Here is a 25,204-nt window from a genome sequence, read left to right on the forward strand (position 1 = left end):
CGGGAGGGGATGAGACCATCGCTTACGCTCTGGTCAGTACCAATCTCCAGGCCGCCGGCAGGGCGTGTCCCGGCACCGTCAACTGGTCCCGTTGCAGCAACCTGAAGCCCCGCGCAAGCAGCTTCCCGGTAGCGGCATCCAGCCGGTCTTCGCGCCAGGCGGCATCAAGCATGGATTGCATGCGGCCGGTGTAGGCCTGCAACTCCCCCTGCATTCCCGCCAGCCACTGCAGGATGTCAGCGGGTTCGTAGGCCGACATGCGGCGGTACATGTGGGCGATGTCCTGATACAGACGCTGCGGCAGGCCACCGGCTGCAGCGGGGCCGCGATCACGCAGTAGCTGTTCCAGCCCCCTGACCGCGGGCGTGAACGCCCGCTCCGCCTGCTTGAAGGTCTCGGGAGTACACTCTCCCCGGTTCAGGGCGAAACCGGCTGCAAATGCCGCCTGTGCCAATGGCAGTACCTCCAGTGCCTGCAGCTCGCGCAGGACATCCCGATTGAGTTCGCACTCGCGGTAGATCCCGCCCTCATGGACATGAATCAGCAGCGCCAGGACCCCACCCGGTGCAAGTAACCCAGCTGCTTCCCCAAGCGCAGCCTCACCGGCGTACTCAAGCCCGAATTGACTGACCACCAGGTCGAAACTCGCAGCGGCCAGGGGCAGGCGCGCGGCATCCGCTACCAGGCAGGTGCAGCCCGGGTGGCGACGCTCAAGCTCCAGCAGCGCGCTGAGGGAGTAGTCGCTGCAGTATACCTGCAGTCCGGGTGCCACGCTTCGGGCGTGGCCAGTGACAGCGCCATTGCCGCAAGCAAGATCCAGTACCGCCGGCTCTGGGCGCAGCGCCAACTCGCGGCGGAAGAAATCGGTCCAGAAGCCGCTCAAGACCGGTTCCTGGGGCCCACCTTCCCTGTGGGCCGCATTCTCGTGGGTACCGCGCCAGTAGGTATCCCAGAACCCGGCAGATACCGATTGCGAATCCGGACTACTCACGATGACTGGAATGCCTTCACCGCCTGCAGCATGGTTGACACCCAGTGCCGCTCGTCGGCGGTCAGCTCCGGGCGCCAGATATCAAACAGCAGTACTACCCGCGTCTCATTACTCCGGTTCCAGGCCTCGTGTTCAACGCTGTCATCAAATACCAGCAGTTCGCCCTCACGCCATGGCCTGCTGTCGTTGCCGACACGAAGTTCGCCGCAGTTCTGCGGCACCAGCAGCGGCAGATGACAGATCAGGCGGCTGTTGACCGCACCGTGATGGGGCTCAATACGCGCCCCCGGCGCGAGGCTGGAAAACAGCACCGACGGCATTTGCCCGGGAATAATGCACAGGGGCACCGCGGCCAGTGCCGCCAGGGTGCGGGGGCAGCGACTGGCGACCTCCTCCACCAGGGCGCCCTCGCGCCAGAGGTAGCTGGCACTCCAGTCCATACTGTCAAAGTTGCGACTGCTGTTCAGGCGGGGCCGGTTGGAGTCAGACTCAAGGTAGGGTTCAAACTGTTCAGGCTCCGACATCAGGCCCAGCAGTTCTTCACGGATCGCATCGGTATGCGCCTCCAGCCCGGCCGCCCAGGAAAACTCGCTGCGCTCGTAAAAGGCCCGCTGCGGCAGTGCGGGGAAGTAGTAGCGGGTTGGCTGCTGCAACTGCACCGGCACCTTGCCGCAGGCGATATCCAGGGATTCTGCAAACCGCGGTTGCTCGCGGCGGGTGAAGCCGGCAGCCTCCAGATTTTCCAGCAGATAGTCCTCGTAGCGCGCCGCCCAGCGATCACAAACGTCCTGCGCCCGCTCCATGCCGCGGGCGACATCCGCCGGCACCTGGGACATGCCAGCGGCGACCCGCAGTGTCGCCTGATAGAAGCCGAGTGCAACCCGGTGCTGCCCCATGCGATCCAGATGATCCGCCTTGAACAGCAGGGCGCGGATATTGCGCGGCTCCAGCGCCAGTGCCTGGTCGACCGCCGCCAGGGCATCCTCCGGCCGTTCCAGATTCACCCGGGCAAAGGCGAGTGCAAGCCAGGTAGTGGCTGCCGCGGGGCCGCTCGCAACCAGCCGCTGCAGGCGCTGTTCGGCCTCCGCGGCCCTGCCGGCACGAAGCGCCGCCAAAGCCTCCTGCAAACCGGGAGTCATCGCGTTGCTCATGAACAGCGTACCCGCGGCAGACCGCGGGGAAGGACTACAGAAACAGGAAACAGTCGCTGATGCGGCATCTCATTATCCACCTGGAAAGACAGTCACCGGAGGCCGCCAATGATACCAGAATCAGGGTGGCATGGGCCCGCGGGAAGCCGCTCAGCGGGTCGCCAGCAGATCCAGCTTGTTGCGGTAGCGCGCCTGGTGCTCCACATCGGCGTGGCGAGCCGCCAACTCAAACTGCGACTCCGCAGCTGGGAGATTGCCCTGCCGCAGGTAGGTTAAACCGAGCAGACGGTAAAACTCGTGCTCCCCCGGCTCCTTGCGAATCGCCGTCAGCAGGAAATTGCGCGCGGACCCGTAATCCGCCCTGGCATAGGCCTCCTCCGCCAGGTGGAACAAATAATAGGGGTTGCGGCGGCGGAACAGCTGTACCCGATCGCGGTACCAGGCGCTCAACTCCTGCTCTCCCAGCTGCGCATAGAGCCGTGCCAGATTGCTGTTGGCCGCGGCGTCGTCTGCGAGGGCTATGGCCCGCAGATAGCCGGCCTCCGCAGCCTCGAGATCCCCCTGGCGCCGGTACAGCGTACCGAGATTGGTCCACACGTGGGCAGTGCGAGGACGCAGGACGAGGGCGGACCGCAGATGCAAAAACGCCCGCTCGTGGTCACCCTGCTCCATCCAATGCACACCCATGTTGTTGTGGTAGCGCGCCAGGGCGTCCTCATCGCTCAACAGCCGACGCTTGTAGTCGCGATCGTAGTCCTCAAGATTGAAGTCGACCACCTGCTCGCCCACCGGCAGCTTGACCAGGGCGTTGATATGCAGGTTGTAGCGCCAGGTATCGCCGTCCGCGGTCCAGGAGGGCGGAATCTCCACCTCCTGGTAGCGGGCGTTGACACCCGCCTCCCTGGCAAGGGCCACAAACAGGTTGGTGAACGACATGCAGTTGCCTTCCCGCTGATAGAAGGCCTCTTCCGCGGTGAAGGTCCTGAAGTTGTCGTAACGCAGCTGCAGCCCGTCCTGCAGCAGCGCCTGCAGGATCAATTCGATGGTGCGCGTGGGCCCCAGCCCCGCGGGCACATGCTGCCGGAGAAACGCGCGCATGTCCTCATTCACCGCCGTCAGCGACACCGGCGGCGGGGCTGCGTCGCGACTGATGCCGAGCCGGTCACCCCTGAGCAGCTCGGCATGGCTGATTGCCGGAGCCTGCACCCCCGGCGGCTGGGCGGCACAGGCACCCACTGCCAGCGCGAGGGCAGCGACTGCCAGCGCGTAAGTCCATCTCTTCCCGTTCATGCCAGGCCTCACCATCACGATCGCAACCTGTCCTGTTCCCAGCATAGCACTTTGCGCACAAAAGACCCCCCGGCAACGCTTAGCGCACCGATGTTCCCCGGGTTACAATGGGCCGGTTTCACTAGGAGCGCCCATGGATACAGTTTCCGCCTTCGTTACCCTGCTGTTCGTCATGGATCCGCTGGGCAACATCCCGGTGTTTCTCGCCGTTCTGAAGGATGTGGAGGCGAAGCGTCGCCAGTGGGTGATTTTCCGGGAACTGGTCATCGCCCTGCTGGTGCTGCTGCTGTTCCTGTACGCCGGCTCGGCCATGCTCAACGTGCTCAACCTGCGCCAGGAGTCCATCAGCATTGCCGGTGCCATCATCCTGTTCCTGATCGCCCTGCGCATGATCTTCCCCAATCCCCAGGGTGTGATGGGCGACACCCCCGACGGGGAACCTTTCATTGTGCCGCTCGCCATCCCCATGGTCGCGGGTCCCTCGGCGCTGGCGATCACCATGCTGCTGGTGCACAAGGACCCGGAGCGGATGCTGGACTGGACCTTCGCCGTGGTCGGCGCCTGGGGGGTCTGCGCTGCCCTGCTGATGGCCTCGCCCCTGCTGCTGCGCGCCCTCGGCGCCCGCGGGTTGATCGCCATGGAACGGCTGATGGGAATGATCCTGGTGATTATCTCGGTGCAGATGTTCTTTGACGGGGTGCAGAAGTTTCTCAGCCTGGCGGCGGTGTAACTGCCCGCGGTTCGTGGTTCGTGGTTCGTGGTTCGTGGTGCCGGAGCTCTGAGCCGGCGGCCAGTTCCGGGTGGGGCGTCGAGCGCCATGGTCGTCCTACCGTGATCGTGATAACGCAGCACGATGCCCACATCGGCGGGCTTTTTATTGGCCCAGATTTGAGACTGCTAACGTCTCAAAGCGGCCAGCAGCGGCCGTTGGATACCATCACCGTAGAGTCGGCAGTCACACTTATTTCTCCCCCGATCGCTTCGCTTGGTAAAGAGCAGCGTCGGCACTCATTACTAGCTCGCTCGCGTGCATCATTTGATCGTCATAGATAGCGTCACCAGTACTCACAGTAATTCCATGGGGATTTTGTAAGCGCTTTAGGTAATGAACATTGGGTAAATACAAGGGTACGCGAACTACGACCTTCTCTGTAACTTTGAGCGACGATTATGTGGAGCTGGGATGTAATTCCGTCGCACGGGCCGACCAAGGCCGTGCCTGTTGGCCTCCCTGCTCGGTGACCGTGTTGGACCGCCCCTGACCGTCCATGCCAACATGCCATTCATGGACGAACACAGTGAGTCACTGGAGCCCCCGTCAGAGATGCCACTAGAAGTACAGAAGGTACTGTCGGCTCAATTGACCAGCCACTACCGCAAAACCCTGGATGAACCCATTCCTATGCTCAATGGCCTCAGCCCGCGCCAATGTGCGGCTGACCCGGCGCTGCAGGACGAGGTCGTTTGCTGGCTCAAGCAGCTGGAGAATTCCAACGAACGGTCACCGGGACTGGCCTATGATTCGGCTGGATGTGGGATGAACTCAAGCTGGATCGCCACTAACAGTGAGTAGAAGCGTTAGTAGGCGTCATCGCAAGGTTTGGTGGCTGAGATACGTTAAGCGCTCACAGCAGCGAATATTGTCGCTATGAATCGGGTCGAGCAATTGCATGAGGCGACCAAGGTGAGAGAACGGGGGATGCGACGATTCAAGTCCACGAGGCAGACTCAGCCATTCGTAACCGCGCATGCGCTGCAGCCCAGAATCTATTCAACCTGGGAAGGCACTTGATCGGGGCTGAGTACTATCGAAATCTCAGGGCTAGTCCGTTCAGCCAGTGGAGCATGGCAGTGGCTTGAGACTGGGTGGTAGATTTCTGCTGTCTGGATGATTTTAACTTGCCAGAACCTTGGGGGCTTCCGCAGGTCTGGCAAGGTTAACTAGCCGACACCATAAATCCGCCTGTTGAGTCAGAACAACTGCCCAACGTATAGAAATGCAGCGGTCTGGTTGTCATCACCAATCGCAAAGCCCAGATAAACTGGACCCAGGAAACTGTCAGCGCCGAAGAAAAGACTTGAGCTGTTATGCAAACCGCTGAGACTCATGTCAGACTCCTTATTCCACAAGTTTCCAGCCTCTATGAGACCGCCAAAGTAGATAGGAGTCTGTGTAAGCAGGCGGAGCCCGCCGATCCTACGATAGTACATAAGACCCGCAGTTCCGCCATAATTTCCTGTCAATTGCCCGGGGGCATAGGCGGCCATTCTGGGGAAACCGCCCAACTCGAAGAGATTCAATTCTTCGGGCCCGCTGTTCATGGTTGTTACATATTGGTAGACAAGACCCAAAGTGTTTCGCCCCCAGCTGAAAGGCTGATAACCGTTCAACGTAAACGCATCAACCAGGCTATTTCCATTCTGCGACGATTGACTATTGGTATAGCTGGCAGCAAATCCCGTACCGCTGTGCGGGAATCTCGCTTCATCAAGGCTGTCAACTGCAAATAAAGCAGTGAACGCCGTGTCATCGAAAGGGGTGCTCTCATCGGTGGGAAATCCGATTCGAACGTCTACATTGCCCTTGGACCGCAGAGCTCCAAACCGAAGGGTGCCCCAATTGCCAAAATTTGTGCCAAGTCCCGCATGCACTGTGGTTTGGGAAATCCTCGTCTGGGCTGCGATCTTGCCATTACTTTCAACAATATTGCGATTGAACTTGCCCCTAAAACCATTGAAAAATAGGTAGTATTGGTTAGTGTAGTCGACAGGTTGGTAATACTCGGCAAACAGACTGAACTCATCGCCGATGGAAACTCTCGTGTCAATCTCACCCCCTAAACTATTGATCGCTAGGTTGGTAAAAGCAGTAGATATTTGAAAATCGCTCTCGCCATCGAAGTCATCCTTGAGTGCCAGGCCAAAACGAAGGAACTGATGACCAATTTGATTTCGCTTCGCAACAATCTCAACACCTGTCTCATTGTCGCGCTCGACCAGTTCATAACTGACCTCTTCAAATATTTCCATACCGTAAATTTCAGATAGCTCCTCCGATAGCTTCAATTCATCGAGCGGTTGATCGACCTGCAAACTCAGGTGCGCTCTAATCACATCGTCAGAAATCCTTGAGTTGTTGACGATTTGAATGAAATCGATTTGCGGCTGCTCACGTTTTACCTCACGCCGTGATTCCATATATGCGACCCAGGCTTGCTGCGACAGGCCTAAGTCGGCCAGCCTGGGAAGTGCTGCCGTTGCTGCTTCGATTCCTCGCGGAATAATCTCACGTGCGTTTTCGAAATCGACAAAATCGATATCATCCAATATAGGACGTATCAGGATGTCCCGGTACGAGAGAGTCGCCAACTGTGCAGCTGAGTTCCGGTTAGTCATAATCGTTATTAGCTGGTCAAAGACTGTTTTGAACGAGCCAATATCATCTCTGTTAATCAAAGGCGTACTGATATCGACCACAATAACGAGATCAACACCCATTGATCGGACAACGTCAACAGGCACATTATTTGAGACTCCGCCATCGACCAAGAGTCGACCCTCAAATTCTGCAGGAGGAAACAAGGCAGGAACAGCCATGCTCGCAACAATGGCGGAAGCAAGGTTTCCATGGTCCAGCACCACCTCTTCACCTGTCTCTAGATCTGTGGCAACAGCCCGGAATGGAATCTTCAGTTCATCAAAATCTCCAACATCAGTGACCTCAACAATCAGATCCTGCAATGTCAGTCGCAAGTTATTGGCCGTAATCAGACCACGGGGCAACTTGAATCTTCCATCCTCAATGCCAACCTTAAATTTGATCAGTAACCCGTCGTCATCTTGTTTGCGCTTGAATGATCGCTCATCTCTGGGCGCGCTACCCGACAAAGATACCTGCCAGTCAATGCTTTCTAGAATGTGCTCAAGCTGATCAGCCGTATAGCCGGCGGCTGATAGCCCACCTACGATCGCGCCGAAACTGGTGCCAGCTATGGCATCAATCGGTATGCGATGCTCTTCCAATACCTTCAAAACACCAACATGTGCGGCGCCGCGCGCACCGCCTCCAGAAAGCACCAATCCAATTTTTGGCCGCACCGATTGGTCAGTTAGTACCTGCACCTCTTTTGAATGACTCTGACCAGAAAAGATAATAAGCAATAGACAACACATCGCTCGAAAGCAAACACGAGATGAGTACCACATCGTAACGTCCCCACGAGCTTGTGTGGCTGAATTTAGTAAAGAATGTCAGTTCACACAGGGTCGGATGTTGTCAAAAAACGCCAGTATAAGTCGGTTTAAAAGTGTCGCCAACGTAGCTGCCGGAAATTGCCAAAATTGGCCCATGGCTACCTATAAGCGCGACCGATTCCCGCCCGACATCATTTCCTATCCCGTCTGGCTATACTATCGCTTCAACCTAAGCCATGGGGATTTTGTAGACTTACCAGCCGAAGGGGATGCGGACAAAATCTTGGACTACTTTGGAGGTAGTCCACGTACTCATACGAAGAGCGGCTTCGGGCGGTGAAGCTGTATTTGACGCTTGGAAAGCGTTGCAAGGCGACGATTCATCAGTTGGGTTACCCGACCAAGAATGCTTTGAAGACGTGGCATGACGAATTCGAAAGGCGTGGTGATCTGCAGGCAGGGTACGCTCGCTCAAAGCCGAAGTACTCGGACGAGCAAAAGAACGCGGCGGTTGAGCAATGGGCAAATCATGGGCGCTGCTTGGCCTTCACCCTGAAGGCATTGGGCTACCCCGTCGACGAAAACTTACCGCATGGGTCCGCGAGCGATATCCGGAAGCCAGGAAATACGTCGTTGGTAAGGCGGGCAGACCAACTGTTTCATTGTCCTCCAAGCGTGTCGCAGTTTACGAGTTGTGTACACGCACAGGCAGTGCACAGGAGGTTGCGGACAAGCTGGACGTTGACCGAGTGACGTTGTACAACTGGAAGAACCAGTTACTTGGCCGAGAGGCTCCAGCATCAATGAAACGCGAAAAGCCCCACCAGCAGCGGCGGATAGGGAGGAGCTGGGACTGTTTGGCTGGAAAGCTGAAGACCCGGAAGAATCCAGCAAGCCAAAATTGGAAAGAATAAGAGAGCGTCGACTCAGCACCAAAGGCCAGGCTCCGGTACCCCTGGGGGCCTTCATGGACTGTATGAAACATGGATGTTCGGGGCCGCCCAGGCATCCAAGCCTACAGGGAGGTATTCACGGCGTGTCCATGAAGGCCCCCAGGGGTACCGGAGCCGGATTTAGAAATCCCGTCCACCCAGTCCGGTCACCAACCCAGATATCGATCCACAACCTTAAGGTATCGTTCCCGCAACGCCTGCGACTCATTGGCCAGCTGGTGTCCTGCCCCGTGAACCAGCTCAATCCGCAGCCCCGGAAACAGCTTGCCATAGCGCGGCAGGTTGTAGCGCCAGTCCACCGTGGTGTCGGCGTCGCCCTGGACCAGCAGTGCCGGACCCACGCCGAGAGCCTGCAGCGGCAGCTCAGCCAGCCAGCGGCGCAGGGCACCGACCCAGCTGACATGGATGCGATGGGACTGCAGCGGGTCGTTGCGAACGAACGCGAGGAAGTCGCGATCGGAAGAATTGTCGGCAAAACCCCGTGGTACGGTGTCGGCAAACCGGTGCACCAGGGCGTGGGCGGTGCGCACTTTCCACCAGCCGGCGGGCCGCAGCAGGGGGGCGAGCAGCACGGTGCCGCTGAAAGGCCAGGGGGGATGGTGGCGGGCAAACTCGACCAGGGCGCTGCCGCCGGTGCTCTGCGCCATGGCCTGCCAGGGCAGGCGCGGCAATTCCACGGCAGCGAGTACATCGCGAATGGCGTCGCCGTACACGCGGAAATCGCCAATGGCGACTGGAGTTCCGGTGGACAGGCCGTGACCCGGCAGGTCGAAGGCAACCACGTTGCAGCCCCGCGCCAGGGCGTGGCCGATGAGGTGCCGGTAGAGGCCGACATGGTCCAGGTAGCCGTGTACCAGCAGCAGGTTGTGGCGAGCGTCCGCCTGCTGCCAGCAGTGCACGGCGAGCCGGTAGTCACCGCTGCTGATGGAACCCACCTCATGGCTCACGCCCGGCTGTTGTCGGGCGAAGTCGATGGCGTAGAACTCGAGGTACTCTGCCAGCCCCGCTACCGGGCGGTCCTCGCGGAGTGGCGGCAGTGCGCCGCGCAGGGCTTCGAGGCTTTGGCGGTCGGGGTGCGCCACGCAAACCGGGGCGCTAGTTGACCTTCGGATCCAGCTCGCCGGCGTCGTAGGCTTCCTGCATGGCAATCAGCGAGCGAACCTTGATCTTGTCTGCGTTGCCGGCAGTGCCAAAGGCCTCGTAACGGGCAATGCAGATGTCCCTCATCGCCACCGTGGTCGCGGTAAGGAACTTGCGCGGATCAAACTCGGCCGGGTGCTGGGCCAGAAAACGGCGCACCGCGCCGGTGGATGCCAGCCGCAGGTCGGTGTCGATGTTGATCTTGCGCACCCCGTGGCGGATACCTTCCTGGATCTGCTCTACCGGGACCCCGTAGGTTTCCGGTATGTCACCACCGAACTCGTTGATGATGGCGAGCCACTCTTGGGGCACGGACGAAGACCCGTGCATCACCAGGTGCGTGTCGGGAATGCGGGTATTGATCTCCTTGATCCGGTCGATGGCGAGGATATCGCCGGTCGGCGGACGACTGAACTTGTACGCGCCGTGACTGGTGCCGCAGGCAATGGCCAGGGCATCGACCCCGGTGGCCTTGACAAAGGCAGCGGCCTCTTCCGGATCGGTCAGCAGTTGGTCGTGGCTGAGGGTGCCCGCCGCGCCGACACCGTCTTCCTCACCGGCCTGCCCGGTTTCCAGGGAACCCAGGCAACCCAGTTCGCCTTCAACTGAAACGCCACAGGCATGCGCCATTTCCACCACCTGGCGGGTAACGCCGACGTTGTAGTCGTAATCCATGGGCGTCTTGCCGTCCACACCCAGGGAGCCGTCCATCATCACCGAGCTGAAGCCCAGCTGGATGGAGCGCTGACACACCGCCGGCGAGACCCCGTGATCCTGGTGCATGACTACCGGAATGTGCGGGAACTCCTCGATCGCAGCCTGGATCAGGTAGCGCAGGAAGGGTGCACCGGCGTATTTGCGGGCGCCGGCACTGGCCTGCATGATCACCGGGGAATTGGTGGCATCGGCCGCCTCCATGATGGCCCGGGTCTGTTCCAGGTTGTTGACGTTAAAGGCGGGCACGCCGTAGCCGTGTTCGGCGGCGTGGTCCAGCAACTGACGCATACTGATAAGAGCCATGGAAAAATCCTCGATGGGTTGCTGGCGGAGGCGCTGCCCTCAGGCATCCTCTCCGCGTTGTTGGAGAATGGCGACCGCGGGCAGGGTCTTGCCTTCCACATATTCCAGGAAGGCGCCGCCGCCGGTCGAGATATAGGACACCCTGTCGGCAATACCGTACTTGTCGATCGCCGCCAGGGTGTCGCCACCACCTGCCAGCGAGAAGGCGGGACTGTCGGCAATCGCCCGGGCCAGGGCCTCGGTACCGCCACCGAACTGGTCGAATTCGAACACACCGACCGGGCCGTTCCAGAGAATGGTGCCGGCGGTGGCGAGCACTTCGGCAATGGCGGCGGCGGCCTGGGGGCCGATATCCAGGATCATGTCGTCCTCGGCTACCGCGTCCGCAGGCTTGGTTTCCGCCACGGCGCTGGCGGACACCTCCTTGCCGGTGACCACATCCACGGGTACGGGAATACTGGTTTTGGCCATCAGTGCCGTGGCCGCCGGAATCAGGTCGTGCTCACACAGGGACTTGCCCACCGGCTTGCCGCTGGCAGCCAGGAAGGTGTTGGCGATGCCGCCGCCGACCACCAGCTGGTCGACCTTGTCCGCCAGGGTCTCCAGCACGGTCAGCTTGGTGGAGACCTTGGAGCCGCCGACAATCGCCACCAGCGGCCGCGCCGGCTGCGCCAGGGCCTTTTCCAGCGCGGTGAGTTCCGCAGCCAGCAGCGGACCGGCACAGGCGATGGGCGCAAAGCGGGCCACCCCGTGGGTAGACGCCTGGGCCCGGTGGGCGGTGCCGAAGGCATCCATGACAAAAATATCGCAGAGCGCCGCATAGGCCCGGGCGAGGGTCTCGTCGTCCTTTTTCTCGCCCGGGTTGAAGCGCACGTTTTCCAGCAGCGCGACCTCACCATCGGCGAGGTCGACGCCCTCTCGCCATTCGGCCAGCAGGGTCACCGGCTGGCCCAGCAGCTCCGCCAGATGCGTGGCGACCGGCGCCAGGGAAAATTCCTCCGCAAACACGCCCTCCTCCGGCCGCCCCAGATGCGACATCAGCAGCACCCTGGCGCCCGCCGCGACTGCCTGGCGGATGGTCGGCAGGGCGGCGCGAATGCGCGCGTCGCTGCTCACCACGCCATCCTGCAGCGGCACGTTGAGGTCCTCGCGGATCAATACCCGCTTGCCGGCGAGGTCCAGATCGTTCATCAATATCATCGGTGCTCTCCTGCGCTGTTGTCCAGCCTACAGACTGCCCCACCAGGCAGCCACGTCCAGCATGCGGTTGGCATAGGCCCATTCATTGTCAAACCAGGTGAGCACTTTGACCAGCTGCTCGCCACTGACCCGGGTCTGACTGGCATCGACGATACTTGAGCGCGGGTCGTGGTTGAAGTCACAGGATGCCAGTGGTTCGATGGTAAAGCCAAGTACACCGTGATAGCCGGCCACAGAGGCCTGGCGCAGGATGCGGTTCACCGCCTGCTCGCTGGTGGGCTGGCTAACCTGGACGGTGAGGTCCATGGCGGAGACGTTCAGGGTCGGGACCCGCAGGGCCTGCGCGGTAAAGCGGCCTCGGAGGGCCGGCAGGATGCGCTCGATGCCCTTGGCCAGGGCAGTATCCACCGGGATGATGGACTGTGCGGCGGCCCGGGTCTTGCGCAAATCCGTGTGGTGATAGGCGTCGAGCACCGGCTGGTCGTTCATGGCCGAGTGAATGGTGGTAATGGTGCCGCTGATGATACCGAGAGATGCGTCCAGGGCGTGAATCACCGGCACGATGCCATTGGTGGTGCAGGAAGCGGCCGAGACGATCTGGTGCTCTGCGCGCAGGGTGTCGTGGTTGATGCCGTAGACCACCGTGGCATCCACGTCGCCCTGGGCCGGCTGCGAGAACAGCACTTTGCTGGCGCCGCCGCGCAGGTGCAGCTCGGCAGTGGCGCGGTCGCTGAAGGCGCCGGTGCACTCCAGCACCATATCGACGCCGAGGTCGGCCCAGGGCAGCTTTGCTACCTCGGGCTGGCTCAGCAGGACAATGCGGTCAGCTGCCACCCGCAGTTCCCCGACATCCCCCTCCAGCGGCAGGCCGAAGCGCCCGTGGGTGCTGTCATAGCGGGTCAGGTGCAGGACCGTACGGGCGTCGGCCAATTCGTTGATGGCGACAATCTGCAGCCGGTCCCGCAATGGGCCCTCGTACAGGGCGCGCAGGATACTGCGCCCGATGCGGCCATAACCGTTGATGGCGAGGCGCAGCACGGCCCTATTCCTCGAGCAGGATCTCTTCAGCCACCGCCACTACATTGTCGACGGTGAAGCCGAAGTGCGACATCAGGTCCGCCGCGGGCGCGGACTCGCCGAAGGTCGTCATGCCCACCACCCGGCCGTCGAGGCCGACAAACTTGTACCAGAAATCGGTGTGCCCGGCTTCCACCGCGACCCGGGCCAGCACGTCACTGGGCAGGACCTGTTCACGGTATTCTGCATCCTGCTCCATGAACAGCTCGGCACAGGGCATGGAGACCACCCGCACCTGCCGCCCCGCAGCGGCCAGGCTTGCCGCGGCGTCCACCGCCAGCTGCACTTCCGAGCCGGTGGCAATGAATATCAGCTCCGGATGCTGGTTACAGTCCACCAGGGTGTAGGCGCCGCGGGCGATCGCGACCACCTGCTCCGGCTCCCGGGGCTGGTGGGCGAGGTTCTGGCGCGAGAATACCAGCGCGGTCGGGCCCTTGCTGCGCTCCAGGGCCGCTTTCCAGGACACCGCGGATTCCACCGTGTCACAGGGGCGCCAGGTATGCAGGTTGGGCGTCGTGCGCAGGGAGGTCAGCTGCTCCACCGGCTGGTGGGTGGGGCCATCTTCACCCAGACCAATGGAATCGTGGGTGTAGACCAGGATAGAGCGCAATTTCATCAGCGCCGCCATGCGCACGGCGTTGCGCGCGTACTCCATGAAGATCAGGAAGGTCGCGCCGTAGGGCACGAAGCCACCGTGCAGGGCGATACCGTTCATGATGGCGGTCATGCCGAACTCACGTACGCCGTAGTAAACGTAATTGCCGTTGGCGTCGGCAGCGCTGACTCCCCTGGCGTCGTCCCACAGGGTCAGGTTGGAACCGGCCAGGTCAGCGGAGCCGCCCAGCAGTTCCGGCAGCAGGGGCCCGAGGGCATTGAGGCAGTTCTGGGAGGCCTTGCGGGAGGCAATGGTCTGGCCGTCGGCCTGGCACTGTTCCACCCAGGCCTGGGCCTGCGCCGAAAAATCCTCCGGCAGATCACCGGCCAGGCGACGCCGCAGCTCGGCGGCCAGGCCCGGATGGGCGCTGGCATAGGCCGCCATCGCATCTTCCCATTGTTGCTCGCGGGTGGCACCGGCAGGACGCGCATCCCAGCCGCCGTAGATGTCTTCCGGGATCTCGAAGGGCGCGTGCTGCCAGCCCAGGGCCTCGCGGGCAGCGGCAATCTCCTCGGCGCCGAGAGGCGCACCGTGACAGGACTCGGAGCCCTGCTTGTTCGGAGCCCCCTTGCCGATGATGGTTTTGCAGCAAATCAGGGTCGGCTTGCTGCCCTCGGCCCGGGCGGTCTCGATCGCCTGGCGGATTTCAACCGGATCGTGACCATCCACGCTGGAAATGACCTGCCAGCCATAGGCGCGGAAGCGGGCGGGGGTATCATCGGTGAACCAGCCCTCCACCTCGCCATCAATGGATATGCCGTTGTCGTCGTAGAACGCAATCAACTTGCCCAGGCCCAGGGTGCCCGCCAGCGAACTGACCTCGTGGGAAATCCCTTCCATCAGGCAACCGTCGCCGGCGAAAACGTAGGTGTAGTGGTCAATGACCTCGTGACCCGGGCGATTGAACTGGGCTGCCAGCACCCGCTCCGCCAGCGCCATGCCGACGGCGTTGGCCAGACCCTGGCCCAGCGGGCCGGTGGTGGTCTCGACGCCGGGCGCGTAACCGTATTCCGGATGACCGGCAGTCAGGCTGTGCAACTGGCGAAAATTCTGCAGTTCCTGCATCGGCAGGCCGTAGCCGCTCAGGTGCAGCAGCGAGTAGATCAACATGGAGCCGTGACCATTGGAGAGCACGAAGCGGTCGCGATTGGCCCAGTGCGGGTTGGCCGGGTTGTGCTGCAGGAAATCGTTCCACAGTACTTCGGCGATATCGGCCATGCCCATGGGGGCACCGGGGTGACCGCTGTTGGCCCGCTGCACGGCATCCATACTGAGGGCGCGGATCGCATTGGCAAGATCATTACGGGCTGGCATCGGCAACTCCATGGCGGTAGACGTTCGAGGACTTTGGAAAAAGGGGCGCCATTTTCGCGTAAGCAGGCGCTAACGGCAAACAAATCACCAAACATTTACCATCTGCCGAAGCCCGGCCGACGGCCTTGCCATCTATATCAAAATATTTTGATATAGATGGCAAGGCCTGCTAGACTTCCGCCCCATGTTAGCTGCCACCAGCCCACAACCCGCAGCCGGGGACTGCCTGGACTCGCGCATTGATGCGCTCGCAAGCCTGTGCAAGGCCAGCGCGGACCCTCTGCGCCTGCAGATCCTGCGGGTGCTGCGCAAGGACTCGTTCGGGGTCTCGGAACTGTGCACCCTGCTCGACATGCGCCAGCCCGCGCTCAGCCATCACCTGAAAGTGCTCGCCGGGGCCGGACTGGTCGCCACCCGCCGGGAGGGCAACTCCATTTTTTACCGGCGCAGCGAGCTGGGGCAGCAGCCGGGCCTGGATGCGGTGCAGCAACAGATCCTAGACACCCTGGATGAGCTGCCCCTGTCCGGGAATCTGGCACGGCACCTGGCCGAAGTGCAGGCACAGCGGGAGGCAAACTCGCGGCACTTTTTCCGCGACAATGCCCACAAGTTCCGCCAGCAGCAGGACCTCATTGCCAGCTACGAACAGTATGCCGACACCGTGGCCCAGATCCTGCACGATGCCCCCCTGGCGCGCCTGGACACCGTCCTCGAAGTCGGCCCCGGCGATGGCAGCTTTCTCGCTGAACTCAGTCCCCGGTTCCGGCGGGTCGTGGCCCTGGACAATGCTGCATCGATGCTGGAACGCGCCAGGGCGACCGCCAACTCGGCAGGGCTGGGCAATATCGAATTCGTCCACGGCGATACCCGCCACGCCAGCCTCAGCGGGTTGCAGGCCGACTGCGTAGTGATCAACATGGTCCTGCATCACACCCCCAGCCCGCAGCAGATCCTGCGCGATGTGGCCGGTTGCCTGGCGCCGGGCGGCGTCGTGCTGGTCACCGACCTGTGCCGGCACGATCAGGCCTGGGCGCGGGAGAACTGCGGCGACCTCTGGCTGGGCTTCGCCCCGGAAGAGCTTGCCGGCTGGGCGCACGAAGCGGGCCTCGCAGACATTGCCAGCGTTTACCTGGCACAGCGCAACGGTTTTCAAATCCAGGTGCGCCTTTTCGGCCACCCAAATACAGCAACAAGGAACGCGGTATGAGCGAGTACGCCATTTTCACTTCTGAATCGGTCTCCGAGGGGCACCCGGACAAAATGGCCGACCAGATTTCCGATGCCATCCTGGACCAGATCCTGAAAGATGACCGGGATGCCCGCGTCGCCGTGGAGACCCTGGTAAAAACCGGCATGGTCGTGATCGCCGGCGAGGTGACCACCAACACCTACGTCGATCTTGAGGACGTAGTGCGCAATGTGGTGCTGGACATAGGCTACAACAGCTCCAGAGTAGGCTTCGATGGCGCCTCCTGCGCCGTGCTCAACGCCATTGGCAAGCAGAGCCCCGATATTGCCCGGGGTGTGGACGAAAGTGCCGAAAAGGAACAGGGCGCCGGCGACCAGGGCCTCATGTTCGGCTACGCCACCAATGAAACCGACACCCTGATGCCCGCGCCCATCTACTACGCCCACCGCCTGGTCGAGCGGCAGGCCGAGCTGCGCAAGCACGGCACCCTGCCCTGGCTGCGGCCCGACGCCAAGAGCCAGGTCACCCTGCGCTACGAACATGGCGTACCGGTCGGGGTCGATGCGGTCGTGCTTTCCACCCAGCACGATGAAAACATCAGCCAGGCCGATATCCACCTGGCAGTGATGGACCTGATCATCAAGGAAGTCCTGCCCGAAGCCTGGCTGGGACCGGACACCCGCTACCATATCAACCCCACCGGCCAGTTCATCATCGGCGGCCCCGTGGGCGACTGCGGCCTCACCGGACGCAAGATCATCGTCGACACCTACGGCGGCATGGCCCGCCACGGCGGCGGCGCCTTCTCCGGCAAGGACCCGTCCAAGGTCGACCGCTCCGCCGCCTACGCCGGCCGCTACGTGGCCAAGAACATTGTCGCCGCCGGTCTCGCCGACCGCTGCGAGATCCAGGTCTCCTACGCCATCGGCGTCGCCGAGCCCACCTCGATCTCGATCAACACCTTCGGCACCGGCAAGCTGTCCGATGCCACTATCGTCAAGCTGGTGCGGGAGCATTTTGACCTGCGGCCCAAGGGTATCGTCGAGATGCTGGATCTGAAGCGGCCCATCTACCGTAAAACTGCGGCGTACGGGCATTTCGGGCGCGAAGATCCCGATTTTACCTGGGAGAAGACGGACAAGGCGGAGGTATTGCGGGCAGCGATGTGACGCGGGCTGGTTTGGTGGGCTGTGGTACTCCGTAGCATCGGCTCGGCATGGTGTTGGGGGATTTCGGGACACGCCGTGAACCCATCCATGGGGGCTTGGAGGAAACATCCATGTTTCCTACAGTCCCGAAATCCCCCAACACCACACCGAGCCTGACTTGGGTGCCGCGCCAAACTTTGGGTCAACCACCGGGCAGGCAGCGTTACATGCCTCTGTGCCACGACGGCGGGCAGCGAAGCGTCCCCCGCCGCCCGCCAGACGGTCAGAAGCAGCGCGGCACTCCGCGACCCGCCGGCAGCGCAGCGTCCCGGCGTCCCGGCGACCAGGCCGAGGAGCTGGTGCCAACGAAGGCCCCGCTTGCCGGCCGGTTGGGGCGACCGTAAAGGGCGCCGAGCGGAGGAGTCGGCGCAGGGCCTGGAGGCACAGGGATGTGCCGGAAAGCCCCGCCGCGCAGGACGCGCGTCGGGGCGGGGCCCGGAGCAGGCGCCAGAGCGAGGGCAGCCGCAGGCCGCCCGCCCCGGTCGCCCCGGCCGGCCGGCAAGCGGGGCCGCGCTACGAAGCACCAAACACCGGAACACGGAACACGGAACACGGAACACAAGCAGCATCAATTGAATCAACCAGCAGAAAGGACCTGACAATGAGCACAGCCAAGAAACTCGACACCAAGGCCGACTACAAGGTCGCCGACATCAGCCTCGCCGACTGGGGCCGCCGCGAACTGGATATCGCCGAAACCGAAATGCCGGCACTGATGGCCATGCGCGAGAAATACCGTGCCAGCCAGCCCCTGGCAGGCGCCAAAATCCTCGGCTGCATCCACATGACCATCCAGACCGGCGTGTTGATCGAGACCCTGATCGAGCTGGGTGCGGAAGTGCGCTGGTCCTCCTGCAACATCTTCTCCACCCAGGACCACGCCGCCGCTGCGATCGCCGCCGCCGGCGTCCCTGTCTTCGCCTGGAAGGGCGAGACCGAGGAGGAGTACGAGTGGTGCATTGAGCAGACCATTCTCAAGGACGGCAAGCCCTGGGACGCCAACATGGTACTGGATGACGGCGGCGACCTGACCCTGATGCTGCACCAGAAGTTTCCCGCCATGCTGGACCACATCCACGGCGTGACCGAGGAAACGACGACGGGCGTGCACCGCCTGCAGGAAATGCTGGCCAAGGGCGAGCTGAAGATTCCGGCAGTCAACGTGAATGATTCCATCACCAAGTCCAAGAACGACAACAAGTACGGCTGTCGGCACAGCCTCAACGACGCCATCAAGCGCGGTACCGACCACCTGCTGGCGGGCAAGAAGGCGCTGGTGATCGGCTACGGCGACGTGGGCAAGGGTTCCGCCCAGTCCCTGCGCCAGGAAGGCATGATCGTGCGCATCACCGAGGTGGACCCGATCTGCGCGATGCAGGCCTGCATGGACGGCTACGAGGTGGTGTCGCCCTTCATCAACGGCATCAACACCGGCTCCCCGGACTGCATCAACCGCGAGCTGCTGGGCAGCGTTGACCTGCTGGTCACCAGCACCGGCAACTTCAACGTCTGCGACGAGAATATGCTGCGAGCCCTGAAGTGCAACGCCGTGGTCTGCAATATCGGCCACTTCGACAACGAAATCGATACCGCCTTCATGCGCCGCAACTGGCAGTGGGAGGAGGTGAAGCCGCAGGTGCACAAGATCTACCGCGACGATGCCCGCAGCGACTACCTGATTCTGCTGTCCGAAGGCCGCCTGGTGAATCTGGGCAATGCCACTGGCCACCCCTCGCGCATCATGGATGGCTCCTTTGCCAATCAGGTGCTGGCACAGATCTACCTGTATGAGCGCCGCTTCGCCAACCTGGAACCGGAAATGAAGGCAGCGGCGCTGCGGGTCGAAGTGCTGCCGAAGAAACTGGACGAGGAAGTGGCGGCACACATGGTGGCCGGCTTTGGCGGCGTCATGACGAAGCTGACCAAGACCCAGGCCGAGTACATCAACGTCAAGGTCGACGGCCCCTTCAAGCCCGACAGCTACAAGTACTAGGAGCGACATGAGCACCATCAGCTTCGAGTACTTCCCGCCCAAGACTGCGGAGGGCAGGGCCGCCCTGCTGGAGAAGACGACCCCGGCACTGCAGGCGCTGGAACCGGCCTTCTTCTCGGTCACCTATGGCGCCGGCGGCTCAACTCGCGACAGTACCTTCGGTGTCGTCGAAGCGCTGTGTGCACAGGGTATTGATGTCGCACCACACCTGAGCTTTGGTGCGGATGATCACGACACGGTTGCCCTGCTGCTGCAGCGCTACCGCGACATGGGTGTGCGGCGGCTGGTGGCCCTGCGTGGCGACATGCCCTCGGGCATGGGCGGCGCCAGCCAGCTGGTCTATGCCAGCGAGCTGGTGGCTTTCGTCCGGGAACAGACGGGCGACCACTTCCATATCGAGGTGGCCGCCTACCCTGAAATCCATCCCCAGGCCGCGAGCTACGACAGCGACCTCAAATTCCTCAAGCAGAAACTGGATGCGGGCGCCGACAGCGCCATCACCCAGTACTTCTACAACGTGGAGGCCTACTTCTACTTCCTCGACCAGTGTGCGGCCATCGGCATCGACAAGCCCGTCGTTGCCGGCATCATGCCCATTACCAACTACGCCAACCTGGCGCGGTTCTCGCGCAATTGCGGCGCCGAGATTCCGCGCTGGATCTGCCAGCGCATAGAAGGTTACGGCAATGACCAGGAGAGCATCCGCCAGTTCGGGATCGAAGTCGTGACCCAGCTGTGCCAGACCTTGCTGGAAAACGGCGCGCCCGGGCTGCACTTCTACACCATGAACCAGATCGAGCCGACCCGGCAGATCCGCAACAATCTGGGGCTCTGAGGTCGGGCCGTGCGGGTACCGCGCATCTTTACCCGGCAACCCCTGAGCGCGGGTGCGGAACTGACACTGGAATCCAGTCCCAGCCAGCATCTTGCCCGGGTATTGCGCATGGTTGAGGGCGACGCACTGCGGCTTTTTGACGGTAGTGGCGCCGAATACTGCGCCAGCATTGTCAGCGCCGACAAACGCCAGGTGACGGTGGCAGTACTGGAATCCGAACCTGGCCTGGCGGAATCGCCGTTGCGAATCCACCTCGGCATCGGCATTTCCCGCGGCGAGCGCATGGACTGGGTGGTACAGAAGGCGACTGAGCTCGGCGTGGCCGAGATCAGTCCGCTCTATACCGGGCGCACCGCAGTGCGGCTGCGCGGGGAGCGGGAGGAGCGCAAGCGACAGCACTGGGAGCAGGTGATAGTGAGTGCTTGCGAACAGTGTGGCCGCAGCATCATCCCGGATGTACATGAACCCATGGCATTGTCGCAGTGGCTGCAGCATGCCGCCGGCGAGCGCAGATTCGTGCTTCATCACCGCGCCACGGCAGCGCCGGCAGGGGCACAGCTTCCCGTGTCCATCAGCCTGCTGGTCGGCCCCGAAGGTGGCCTCGACGAGGCCGAGATCGGTGCCGCGGAGACGGCCGGCTTCGAGTCGCTGGCACTGGGACCGCGGGTTCTGCGTACCGAGACCGCACCGCTGGCGGCGCTGGCCATACTGCAGGCGCGCTGGGGGGACATGGGCTCCCTTGAATAAGCCACCCGCACGCCCGGAATTCCCCGACGATGCTTGCGCCGTACCGGCCCATTGCGTACTTTAACTGACCCTCACGACCTGCGGAAATCACTGATGACCATCAAGATCGGCGTAGTCATGGATCCCATTGCGCGGATCCAGTACAAGAAAGACAGCACCCTGGCCATGCTCCTGGCCGCCCAGGCCCGGGACTGGCACTTGTATTACATGGAACCCGGGGACCTGTTCCTGGAGCAGGGCAAGGCCCGTGCCAGCATGGCGCAGCTGACCGTGTTTCGCGACCCCGACGCCTGGTTCCGGCTGGACAGCGCACATGTCCGCGACCTGACCGAGCTCGACGTGATCCTGATGCGCAAGGATCCGCCCTTTGACAACGAGTACGTGTACGCCACCTACATGCTGGAGGCCGCCGAGCGCGAGGGGACGCTGATCGTTAACCGCTGCCAGAGCCTGCGGGACTGCAACGAGAAGGTTTTCGCCACCTGGTTCCCCCAGTGCTGCCCGCCGCTGCTGGTGAGCAGCGACACCGCCCGACTCAAGGCCTTCCACAGCGAACACGGCGACGTCATCTTCAAACCCCTGGACGGCATGGGCGGCTCCTCCATATTCCGGGTCATGCCCGGTGACCCCAATCTCAACGTCATCCTTGAAACCCTGACCGGCCACGGCAAGCACACGATCATGGCCCAGCGCTTCATCCCCGAGATCACAGAGGGCGACAAGCGCATCCTGATGATCAATGGCGAGCCCCTGCCCTACTGCCTGGCGCGCGTTCCGGTCGCGGGCGAAACCCGCGGCAACCTGGCGGCCGGGGGCACCGGCAGGGCACAACCGCTATCCGATCGCGATCGCTGGATTGCCGCCCAGGTCGGCCCCTCGCTGCGCGAGCGAGGGCTCTATTTTGTCGGCCTGGATGTAATCGGGGACTACCTCACGGAGATCAATGTCACCAGCCCCACCGGGGTCCGGGAAATCGACAATGCCTACAATCTGGACATAGGCGGCCAGCTGATGGATTGTATTGCCCAGGAGTTGGCCGCACGCTGAGGCGCGGATGCAGCAGGGCACAGGCACAGAACCCGGAAACGGCCTGGGAATAGCCATTTTCCTTGCCGCTACCCTGCACGCGATCCTGGTGCTGGGCATCGGTTTTGATCCCGGCGCCGAGCCCGCCTACACGCCACAGCTGGAGATTACCCTGGCCCAGCGGCGCAGCGAGCTTACCCCCGATGATGCCACCCACCTGGCCCAGTTCAGCCAGCAGGGCAGCGGCGACCAGGCAGAGGAGAGCAGCGTCAGCAGCGCCGCCAGTGCGCCGCTGGCCATTGCCAGCGAGCAGCAGGCAGAGCTGGCGCCCAGAGAACAGCCACAGACCGAAACGCCGGTAATCAGCAGTGCCGGTTCGCGGCAGATACCCACGAGCCAGCAGGCAAGAGCCCCGGAGACTGTCGCCATGGCGGGCTTGAGTCCGGAAGCGGAGCGCCTGAGCCAGGAGCTCGCCACTCTGGAGGCAGCGCTGGAAGACCAGGCCCGGGACTACTCCAACAGGCCCCGGGTGAAGCGACTGACCTCCCTTTCCACCCGGGAGGCGGTGGACGCAGCCTATCTGTACGACTGGCGGCGACGCGTGGAAGCCGTGGGCAACCAGTATTACCCGGAAGCGTCCATCCGCTACGGCATCTACGGCAGCCTGCGCCTGCTGGTGGTGATCAATTACGACGGTCACCTCGAGGACATTCAGGTTCTGGCCTCTTCCGGCTTTGCGGTGCTGGATGAAGCGGCAATAAAGATCGTGCGCATGGCGGCACCATTTGCGCCATTCCCCGCCGAGCTCAGGGCCAGTGCCGACAAACTGGAAATCATCCGCACGTGGCAATTCGAGGAAAACCGGCTAAGCTCAGGTTAATGGGCGGTGCGAACTGTGCCCGCCGCAGGGAAGAGGTCTACACAAGACAATGTCAGTCCGGACCCCGGCCAGTGCCATCAAGAGCGGGAGTTGCCTGCGGGATCACTTCCTGCTCGCCATGCCCAACCTGTCAGAGGGGCTCTTCTCCCAGAGCATCACCTATATCTGCGAGCATGGCGAAAGTGGAGCCATGGGTATCATCATCAACCAGCCCCTGGACCTGACCGTGGCGGAGATCTTCGAGCATCTCGACATCGAGTCCCACCGGGATTTCAGCGAAGAGCCAGTGCTGGCCGGTGGACCTGTGCAGATTGACCACGGCTTTGTGCTGCACCGCCACTGCGAAAAACGCTGGGAGGCGGGCCTCGAGGTCACCCCGGAAATCACCCTGACCACCTCCCGGGACGTACTCCGCGCCATCGCCGACGGCAGCGGGCCAGCGCAATACCTGATCGCCCTGGGCTACGCGGGCTGGTCCGCTGGCCAACTGGAGGAAGAGCTGTCCCACAACAGCTGGCTTACCCTGCCCGCGGACAGCGATATCATCTTTGCCACCCCCTGGCACCGCCGCCTGTCGGCAGCCGCAGCCGCCCTCGGCATTGACATGAATCTTATTTCCTCCCAGGCAGGGCATGCCTGACTCCAAAACCCCGGCCCACCAGAAACCCGCCACTGTGCTCGCCTTTGATTACGGCCTGAAACAGATTGGCGTCGCCGTCGGCAACACGCTGCTGGGTACAACCCGCAGCGTTGCTGTACTGCGTGCCAGGGACGGGATTCCGGACTGGACGGCGCTGGAGGCGCTGGTGGCCGAGTGGCAGCCGGACCTGCTGGTGGTAGGTGATCCACTGAACATGGACGGCAGCGTCAGCGAACTGGCCACACGGGCCCGCAAGTTCGGCCGTCGGCTGCATGGCAGGCTGGGCCTGCCCGTCACCATGACCGACGAGCGCCTGAGCAGTTATGCCGCCAAGGAGGAGCAACGGCAGCGGGGGCACCGGGGCGACTACAAGGCAGTTCCCGTGGACAGCTACGCGGCGGAGCTGATCCTGCAGACCTGGCTGCGGGAAAACGAAGACCGCCAGCGCGCCGCGACCTGACTGGACCCTCCCCGGCACCCTGCGCGGCCTACGCGGCCTACGCGGCCCGGCCCGGCCCCGCCCGCCTGCACGCGCTACTTGCGGCCCAGATGGTTGCCGCGATCGCCGGCCTCGTCGAAAGTGAGGTCCAGCGTGGTGTCCGAAGTGGACCTGCTTTTTTCGAACATCTTGATCATCAGGCGCACATCGTTGGCCGAATCCGCGTAGCGGATCGCATCTTCCAGGGTGATAAGGCCCTTTTTATAGGTATCGACCAGCGACTGGTCCAGCGTCTGCATGCCCAGCTCCGTGGACTTGGCCATCACGTCCTTGATCAGGTGTACCTCCCCCTTGCGGATGTACTCCTGTATCAGCGGCGTATTCAGCAGCACTTCCACCACCGGGACCCGGCCCTTGCCATCCTTGCGCGGCAACAGTTGCTGCGCCACCATGGCCTTCAGGTTGAGTGACAAATCCATCCAGATCTGGCCCTGCATGTTGGCGGTAAAGAAGCTCTGGATGCGGTCCAGTGCCTGGTTGGCGTTGTTCGCATGCAGTGTACAGAGGCACAGATGGCCAGTTTCGGCAAAGGTGAGGGCCTGGGCCATGGTATCCGCCGACCGGACCTCACCGATCAGGATGACATCCGGCGCCTGACGCAGGGTGTTCTTCAGGGCCACGTCGAAGGATTCAGTATCAATGCCCACCTCGCGCTGGGTCACCAGGCAGTTGCCGTGGTCATGGATGAATTCGATCGGGTCCTCGACACTCATGATGTGGCCGCGGCTGTTGCGGTTGCGGTGCCCCACCATCGCCGCCAGGGAGGTGGTCTTGCCGGTACCGGTGGCACCGACAAAAATCACCAGACCCCGCTTGGTCATGGACAGGTCCTCGATGATCTTCGGCAGGCCCAGTTCCCCGATCTCCGGAATCCGGGTCTCAATCCGCCGCAGCACCATGCCACAGCTCCCCCGCTGCACCAGGGCACTGGCTCGAAACCGCCCCACGTTCTCACTGGCAAGGGCGTAGTTGCATTCCTGGGTACTGAGGAACTCCTCCCGCTGCTTTTCGCTCATCGTGGAGAACACGATTTCACGGGTCTGCTCGTCAGTCAGCTTGACGTCGCTTACCGGGTAGATTTGGCCATCCACTTTGATGCAGGGTGCGGCACCAGCGATGATGAAGCCATCAGAGGCGCCTTCCTTGACCATGCGTTGCAGCAGTTCGTCGATCCTCATGACGGGTTCCTCTCGGCGTCAGGG

General features: G+C 62.3%; 21 protein-coding genes and 3 pseudogenes. 14 read left to right on the top strand and 10 right to left on the bottom strand.

Annotation, left to right across the window (positions count from 1 at the left end):
* Window positions 1–22: 22 nt before the first annotated feature.
* From RLO07_RS19710 to RLO07_RS19720, 3 genes are all read right to left on the bottom strand, one after another.
* On the bottom strand, window positions 23–991 hold the full coding sequence (locus RLO07_RS19710; RefSeq protein ID WP_462293860.1) for a class I SAM-dependent methyltransferase: 969 nt from the start codon (window positions 989–991) through the stop codon (window positions 23–25).
* Entirely contained in the window at window positions 988–2,142 is a 1,155-nt protein-coding gene (locus tag RLO07_RS19715) for an aspartyl/asparaginyl beta-hydroxylase domain-containing protein (RefSeq protein WP_462293861.1), read from the bottom strand. The genes RLO07_RS19710 and RLO07_RS19715 overlap by 4 nt, the downstream gene beginning before the upstream one ends.
* A gap of 150 nt (window positions 2,143–2,292) precedes the next feature.
* Window positions 2,293–3,432 carry a tetratricopeptide repeat protein gene (locus tag RLO07_RS19720; RefSeq protein ID WP_462293862.1) on the bottom strand — a complete coding sequence of 380 codons (1,140 nt, stop codon included), beginning with the start codon at window positions 3,430–3,432 and terminating at the stop codon, window positions 2,293–2,295.
* A gap of 133 nt (window positions 3,433–3,565) precedes the next feature.
* Here RLO07_RS19720 and RLO07_RS19725 point away from each other — a divergent pair, with 133 nt between their 5' ends.
* The 3 genes and pseudogenes from RLO07_RS19725 to RLO07_RS19735 all read left to right on the top strand — a co-directional run.
* Complete coding sequence (locus RLO07_RS19725) at window positions 3,566–4,162, top strand: YhgN family NAAT transporter (RefSeq protein ID WP_462293863.1); 597 nt, start codon at window positions 3,566–3,568, stop codon at window positions 4,160–4,162.
* Between the two features lie 594 nt (window positions 4,163–4,756).
* Complete coding sequence (locus RLO07_RS19730) at window positions 4,757–5,005, top strand: hypothetical protein (protein WP_462293864.1); 249 nt, start codon at window positions 4,757–4,759, stop codon at window positions 5,003–5,005.
* Window positions 5,006–5,083: 78 nt separating this feature from the next.
* A pseudogene (locus tag RLO07_RS19735) lies at window positions 5,084–5,292 on the top strand (IS6 family transposase); the annotation flags it as partial.
* Window positions 5,293–5,403: 111 nt separating this feature from the next.
* On the opposite strand, the gene RLO07_RS19740 reads toward RLO07_RS19735, so the two are convergent.
* Entirely contained in the window at window positions 5,404–7,593 is a 2,190-nt protein-coding gene (locus RLO07_RS19740) for a patatin-like phospholipase family protein (protein ID WP_462293865.1), read from the bottom strand.
* A gap of 187 nt (window positions 7,594–7,780) precedes the next feature.
* On the opposite strand from RLO07_RS19740, the pseudogene RLO07_RS19745 reads away from it, so the two are divergent.
* Both RLO07_RS19745 and RLO07_RS19750 read left to right on the top strand, forming a co-directional pair.
* Window positions 7,781–7,891 (top strand): annotated as a pseudogene (locus RLO07_RS19745) (IS6 family transposase); the annotation flags it as partial.
* A 71-nt stretch (window positions 7,892–7,962) separates the two neighbouring features.
* Window positions 7,963–8,476: pseudogene (locus tag RLO07_RS19750) on the top strand (IS3 family transposase); the annotation flags it as partial.
* Window positions 8,477–8,725: 249 nt separating this feature from the next.
* Here RLO07_RS19750 and RLO07_RS19755 read toward each other — a convergent pair.
* Genes RLO07_RS19755 through tkt form a run of 5 tightly spaced genes read right to left on the bottom strand, consistent with a single transcriptional unit; the run spans window position 8,726 to window position 14,985 of the window.
* Window positions 8,726–9,661 carry an alpha/beta hydrolase gene (locus RLO07_RS19755; RefSeq protein WP_462293866.1) on the bottom strand — a complete coding sequence of 312 codons (936 nt, stop codon included), beginning with the start codon at window positions 9,659–9,661 and terminating at the stop codon, window positions 8,726–8,728.
* Between the two features lie 13 nt (window positions 9,662–9,674).
* Window positions 9,675–10,739: a class II fructose-bisphosphate aldolase gene (fba, locus tag RLO07_RS19760; RefSeq protein ID WP_462293867.1), complete on the bottom strand. Its 1,065-nt coding sequence runs from the start codon at window positions 10,737–10,739 to the stop codon at window positions 9,675–9,677.
* 39 nt (window positions 10,740–10,778) lie between these two features.
* The gene (locus RLO07_RS19765; protein WP_462293932.1) at window positions 10,779–11,930 is read right to left on the bottom strand and encodes a phosphoglycerate kinase; all 1,152 of its coding nucleotides are present in this window, start codon (window positions 11,928–11,930) and stop codon (window positions 10,779–10,781) included.
* Between the two features lie 36 nt (window positions 11,931–11,966).
* Entirely contained in the window at window positions 11,967–12,977 is a 1,011-nt protein-coding gene (locus RLO07_RS19770; RefSeq protein ID WP_462293868.1) for a glyceraldehyde 3-phosphate dehydrogenase NAD-binding domain-containing protein, read from the bottom strand.
* 4 nt (window positions 12,978–12,981) lie between these two features.
* Window positions 12,982–14,985, bottom strand: a complete 2,004-nt coding sequence (gene tkt / locus RLO07_RS19775; protein WP_462293869.1) for a transketolase — start codon at window positions 14,983–14,985, stop codon at window positions 12,982–12,984.
* Window positions 14,986–15,169: 184 nt separating this feature from the next.
* Between tkt and RLO07_RS19780 the strand changes: the two genes are divergently transcribed.
* The 9 genes from RLO07_RS19780 (at window position 15,170) to ruvX (ending at window position 23,963) form a co-directional block, all read left to right on the top strand.
* Window positions 15,170–16,192 carry an ArsR/SmtB family transcription factor gene (locus RLO07_RS19780; protein ID WP_462293870.1) on the top strand — a complete coding sequence of 341 codons (1,023 nt, stop codon included), beginning with the start codon at window positions 15,170–15,172 and terminating at the stop codon, window positions 16,190–16,192.
* The gene (gene metK, locus RLO07_RS19785) at window positions 16,189–17,343 is read left to right on the top strand and encodes a methionine adenosyltransferase (protein WP_462293871.1); all 1,155 of its coding nucleotides are present in this window, start codon (window positions 16,189–16,191) and stop codon (window positions 17,341–17,343) included. The genes RLO07_RS19780 and metK overlap by 4 nt, the downstream gene beginning before the upstream one ends.
* A gap of 640 nt (window positions 17,344–17,983) precedes the next feature.
* Window positions 17,984–19,375, top strand: a complete 1,392-nt coding sequence (gene ahcY, locus RLO07_RS19790) for an adenosylhomocysteinase (RefSeq protein ID WP_462293872.1) — start codon at window positions 17,984–17,986, stop codon at window positions 19,373–19,375.
* 7 nt (window positions 19,376–19,382) lie between these two features.
* Window positions 19,383–20,210, top strand: coding sequence for a methylenetetrahydrofolate reductase [NAD(P)H] (gene metF / locus RLO07_RS19795; protein ID WP_462293873.1), 828 nt, complete (start codon window positions 19,383–19,385; stop codon window positions 20,208–20,210).
* Between the two features lie 9 nt (window positions 20,211–20,219).
* The gene (locus RLO07_RS19800) at window positions 20,220–20,957 is read left to right on the top strand and encodes a 16S rRNA (uracil(1498)-N(3))-methyltransferase (RefSeq protein ID WP_462293874.1); all 738 of its coding nucleotides are present in this window, start codon (window positions 20,220–20,222) and stop codon (window positions 20,955–20,957) included.
* 93 nt (window positions 20,958–21,050) lie between these two features.
* A complete protein-coding gene (gene gshB, locus RLO07_RS19805; RefSeq protein ID WP_462293875.1) occupies window positions 21,051–22,004 on the top strand; it encodes a glutathione synthase in 954 nt (317 codons plus the stop codon).
* 7 nt (window positions 22,005–22,011) lie between these two features.
* Complete coding sequence (locus tag RLO07_RS19810; protein WP_462293876.1) at window positions 22,012–22,863, top strand: energy transducer TonB; 852 nt, start codon at window positions 22,012–22,014, stop codon at window positions 22,861–22,863.
* Between the two features lie 49 nt (window positions 22,864–22,912).
* On the top strand, window positions 22,913–23,503 hold the full coding sequence (locus RLO07_RS19815; protein ID WP_462293877.1) for a YqgE/AlgH family protein: 591 nt from the start codon (window positions 22,913–22,915) through the stop codon (window positions 23,501–23,503).
* Window positions 23,496–23,963, top strand: a complete 468-nt coding sequence (gene ruvX / locus RLO07_RS19820; protein WP_462293878.1) for a Holliday junction resolvase RuvX — start codon at window positions 23,496–23,498, stop codon at window positions 23,961–23,963. Before RLO07_RS19815 ends, ruvX begins: the two co-directional genes overlap by 8 nt.
* Before the next feature lie 74 nt (window positions 23,964–24,037).
* Here the strand turns inward: ruvX and RLO07_RS19825 are convergent, their stop codons facing one another.
* Window positions 24,038–25,180, bottom strand: coding sequence for a PilT/PilU family type 4a pilus ATPase (locus RLO07_RS19825; RefSeq protein ID WP_462293879.1), 1,143 nt, complete (start codon window positions 25,178–25,180; stop codon window positions 24,038–24,040).
* Window positions 25,181–25,204: the final 24 nt, after the last annotated feature.

Source organism: Haliea sp. (assembly GCF_040221975.1).
Classification (GTDB): Bacteria; Pseudomonadota; Gammaproteobacteria; order Pseudomonadales; family Halieaceae; genus Haliea.